The 4125-nt window shown below is 32.8% G+C and carries 3 protein-coding genes and 1 pseudogene; 3 read left to right on the forward strand and 1 reads right to left on the reverse strand.

The window, feature by feature from the left end; translation table 11 throughout:
* Positions 1-1215, reverse strand: a pseudogene (locus Q0C58_RS08785) (glutamate synthase subunit alpha); the annotation flags it as partial.
* Positions 1216-1655: 440 nt separating this feature from the next.
* Between Q0C58_RS08785 and Q0C58_RS08790 the strand changes: the two are divergent.
* The 3 genes from Q0C58_RS08790 to amt all read left to right on the forward strand — a co-directional run.
* Positions 1656-2639 (forward strand): outer membrane beta-barrel protein, encoded by a 984-nt coding sequence (locus Q0C58_RS08790; protein WP_290700194.1) that lies wholly within the window; start codon positions 1656-1658, stop codon positions 2637-2639.
* 12 nt (positions 2640-2651) lie between these two features.
* The gene (locus tag Q0C58_RS08795) at positions 2652-2990 is read left to right on the forward strand and encodes a P-II family nitrogen regulator (RefSeq protein WP_290700196.1); all 339 of its coding nucleotides are present in this window, start codon (positions 2652-2654) and stop codon (positions 2988-2990) included.
* 5 nt (positions 2991-2995) lie between these two features.
* The coding region (amt, locus tag Q0C58_RS08800; RefSeq protein ID WP_290700199.1) for an ammonium transporter at positions 2996-4125 on the forward strand (1130 nt) is incomplete at its 3' end.

The raw sequence follows: 4125 nt of genomic DNA on the forward strand, positions 1-4125 counted from the left end.
TCCTGGCTCTAAACGACCATGATATTCTACGTTTTCTGGCTTAATGTCAACAACTCCAGTTTCTGATGACATGATCACATTGCCTTGTTTTGTAACCGTATATCGTGATGGACGCAAACCATTTCTATCTAAAACTGCACCAATAAAATTACCATCTGTAAACGGTATAGATGCTGGACCATCCCAAGGTTCCATAAGGCAAGAATTGAATTCGTAAAACGCACGTTTAGCATTAGACATGTCAGGATTTTTCTCCCAAGCTTCAGGAACTAACATCATCATGGTTTCTGGAAGCGAACGACCAGTCATTAATAATAACTCAACAACCATATCTAAGGTTGCAGAATCAGATTTTCCTTTTAAAATTGTTGGAATTATCTTTTTAATATCATCTCCAAATAAAGGACTTTCCATTATTTCTTCACGAGAAAACATACGTGATACATTACCACGTAATGTGTTTATTTCTCCATTATGACAAATGTATCTAAACGGTTGTGCTAAATCCCAAGTTGGGAAAGTGTTGGTTGAAAAGCGTTGATGTACTAAAGCTAACCTTGTGTCTAAAGCCGAATTAAATAAATCTAAATAATATTCATTAATATGTTCTGGCTTAAGTAGGCCTTTAAAAATTATGATTTTAGTTGATAAACTCGGTAAGTAAAAGAACTGTGCTTCAGATAATTTTGAACCATATATAGTATGTTCTGCAATTTTTCTGGCAGCAAATAATTTAAGATTGAATGCTCTATCACTTTGTTTATCGTCAGTCTTTCCTATAAAAATTTGCTTTACAAACGGTTCGGTTACTTTGGCAACGCGACCTAAAACTTTACTGTTTACTGGCACATCTCTCCAGCCAATAAGTTTAAGTCCTTGTTTTTTAATTTCAGTTTCAAAAACAGCGATACAATATTGACGTTGATTTTCTTTTTTTGGAAGAAACACATTGCTGACCGCGTATTCTCCAGCTTCAGGTAAATCGAACTCACAAAATATCTTAAAAAACTTATGTGGAATATCTATTAAAATACCTGCACCATCTCCTGTAACACCATCTGAACTTACAGCACCTCGATGTTCTAATTTTACTAAAATCTCTAACGCTTTATGTATAATATCGTTTGAACGTTTTCCAGTTAAACTACATATAAATCCAGCACCACAATTATCGTGTTCGAATTCTGGTAAATACAATCCTTGTTTCTTCAGCATAATTAGAAAATTTTAAAGGTTTTGAAGCCTTGGTATTTCTCCAATATAAGAGCGATAGTTTGATAAAAAAAAAGTTGGAATTACTTTTCCGATATTCTGAATTAGACCTTTATTTATTGTCTTTTGAATAATTTAAGCGTCTTATTTTGTTAATAAAGCAATAAGTATAAATCAATAAAAATTGATTTTCGCAACGAATAATTTTGAATAAATACATATTTGTTAAATATAATTTATCAAAAAATCAATTTTAATGATAATTATTAAAATTCTTGATATGTAATTCTTTAAATATCAACATTTAATTTATTATACCCTATTAAAAATAGGGTTAAAAATAAATTATTCGTAAAAATAGTGATTCAGACCCTAATTAATACATGGTTTAAATTAAAATAATATAGTTTTGACTTCATTATCAATCAAAAATCAAACAAATTATGAAATCAATTACACTAACAGCTATGTTATTAGTATCGCTATTTAGTTTTGCACAAAATGAAAAGGAAACTACTGAAAAGAAGTTTGCTTTTAAAGGTAGTATAGATGCTTATTATCGCACTAATGTTACTGCACCTAATGATGAAAATCAAATTGCACCTGCTACATCATTTGCCGATACTGCAGGATTTTCTTTAGGAATGGGAAATCTTATTGCGTCTTACGAGAAAGGAAAAGCAGGTGCAGTTGCAGACCTAGTTTTTGGACCAAGAGGTGAAGCTGCAAGTGCAACAGAATTAAATCAGTTATTCGCTTTTTATAATATTAGTGAAAATACTAAACTAACTTTTGGAAAATTCAATACGTATTTAGGATATGAAGTGATTTCGCCAGTTGGTAACTTTAATTATAGCACATCATACTTGTTTTCAAATGGACCTTTTTCTCACACAGGTTTAAAAGCTGATTTTACTTTATCTGAAGATTTTAGTTTAATGCTTGGTGTTTTTAACCAAACAGATGTTACCGAGTTTAATCCAAATGGAAGTTATGCTGTTGGTGCGCAATTAGGATATAGCGACCAATATCTAAACCTATTATACGATAAAGCAGGCTTAGGTTTTGAAATTGATTACACAGGTGGTTTTGACGCTACAGATGCTTTTTTTATTGGAATTAATGCTGCTTATGCAGATAATGAAGGTGAAGGGTTTTATGGTGTGGATTTGTATCCACAATACACATTAAGCGATTCGTTTAGCTTAGGACTTAGAGGAGAATATTTTCAAACGCAGAGTGATGCTATAGATAATGATCTAAGTGTTATTGCATTAACACTAACAGGAAGTTATATGGTAGACGATTTAATAATCAAACCAGAATTAAGATTCGATAATGGATCTGAAGATATATTTATTGACACAGATTTAATGGCAACTAAGAGTTTAGGCTCTTTTGTAGTTGCAGCTATATATAAATTTTAACTAAAACTAATTATGAAAAAAGTTGAAGCAATAATCAGGAAATCAAAATTTTCGGCCGTAAAAAAAGCATTACATGAAGTAGGAGTGAACTTCTTCTCTTATTGGGATGTTACAGGTTTAGGTAACGAAAAAGAAGGTCATGTTTATAGAGGTGTGTCTTACAGCACTAGCGATATACAAAGACGCTATTTATCTATAGTTGTAAACGATGATTTTGAAGCAGTAACCATTAAAGCAATTTTGGAAGCAGGCTCTACAGGAGAAGTAGGAGATGGTAAAATATTTATCTCACAAATCGATGAGGTTTACAGAATAAGAACAGGAGAAAAAGGCGGAAACACTTTAAAATAAAACACATGGAATTATTGACTATAAATAATGTATGGATGATGATCTGTACAGCGCTCGTTTTCTTTATGCATTTAGGATTTGCACTTTTAGAAATCGGGTTAACAAGACAAAAAAATACAATAAACATTTTATTTAAAAACATATTTATTATAACTGTTGGCTTATTACTTTACTGTTTAGTTGGATTCAATTTAATGTATCCAGGAGATGTTTTTACTGAAGTAAACGGTGTCATAGAAGGTGATTGGAATGGGCTTTTAGGATTCGCAGGATTTGGATTAGATGCTCCACTTACAGCAGCTGAAGGCTTAGACTTAGCTTATAATGGTGGTTATACCTATTGGACAGATTTCTTGTTTCAAGGTATGTTTGCGGCTACAGCAGCAACCATAGTTTCTGGTGCAGTTGCAGAGCGTATGAAAATTGGACCATTTATGGTTTTTACTGTAATCTATGTTGGATTAATTTATCCAATTGCTGGCTCATGGAAATGGGGAGGCGGATTTTTAGACAAATTAGGATTTTACGATTTTGCAGGATCTACATTAGTACATTCAGTAGGTGGATGGGCAGCTTTAGTTGCAGTATGCTTATTAGGAGCACGAATTGGTAAATTTAAAGATGGTAAAATACAAGCCATTCCTGGGCATAATATTCCATTAGCAACAGCAGGTGTTTTAATCTTATGGTTAGGATGGTTTGGCTTTAATGGAGGTTCTGTTTTATCTGCAGATCCAGAATTAACCTCATTAGTATTGGTAACAACATGTTTAGCAGCAGCGGCTGGAGGAGTTGTATCTGCCATAGCATCTACAATTATGTATAAAAACTTAGATTTAACTATGTTTTTAAATGGTATTCTTGGAGGATTGGTTGGTATTACAGCTGGAGCAGATGTTATGTCTCCAACAAGCGCTATTATAATTGGAGCAATAGCAGGTGTGCTTATTGTATTTGCTGTTAGTTTTATAGATAAATTAAAACTAGACGATCCAGTTGGAGCAATAGCTGTACACTTAGTATGTGGTATTTGGGGAACATTAGCAGTTGGAATTTTTGGATTTAGCGCTGTAACTAACGATGCAGGTGAATTTTTAAACGCAAGTGGAAATGTTGTTGCAACACTATCTGAAGC

The sequence above is a fragment of the Lacinutrix sp. genome (assembly GCF_023299985.1).
Lineage (GTDB): Bacteria > Bacteroidota > Bacteroidia > Flavobacteriales > Flavobacteriaceae > Lacinutrix.

What these genes read in the sequence shown, in the direction of transcription:
- Q0C58_RS08790 (WP_290700194.1), top strand. Translation starts at nt 1,656, where the DNA reads ATGAAATCAATTACACTAACAGCTATGTTATTAGTATCGCTATTTAGT.
- Q0C58_RS08795 (WP_290700196.1), top strand. Translation starts at nt 2,652, where the DNA reads ATGAAAAAAGTTGAAGCAATAATCAGGAAATCAAAATTTTCGGCCGTA.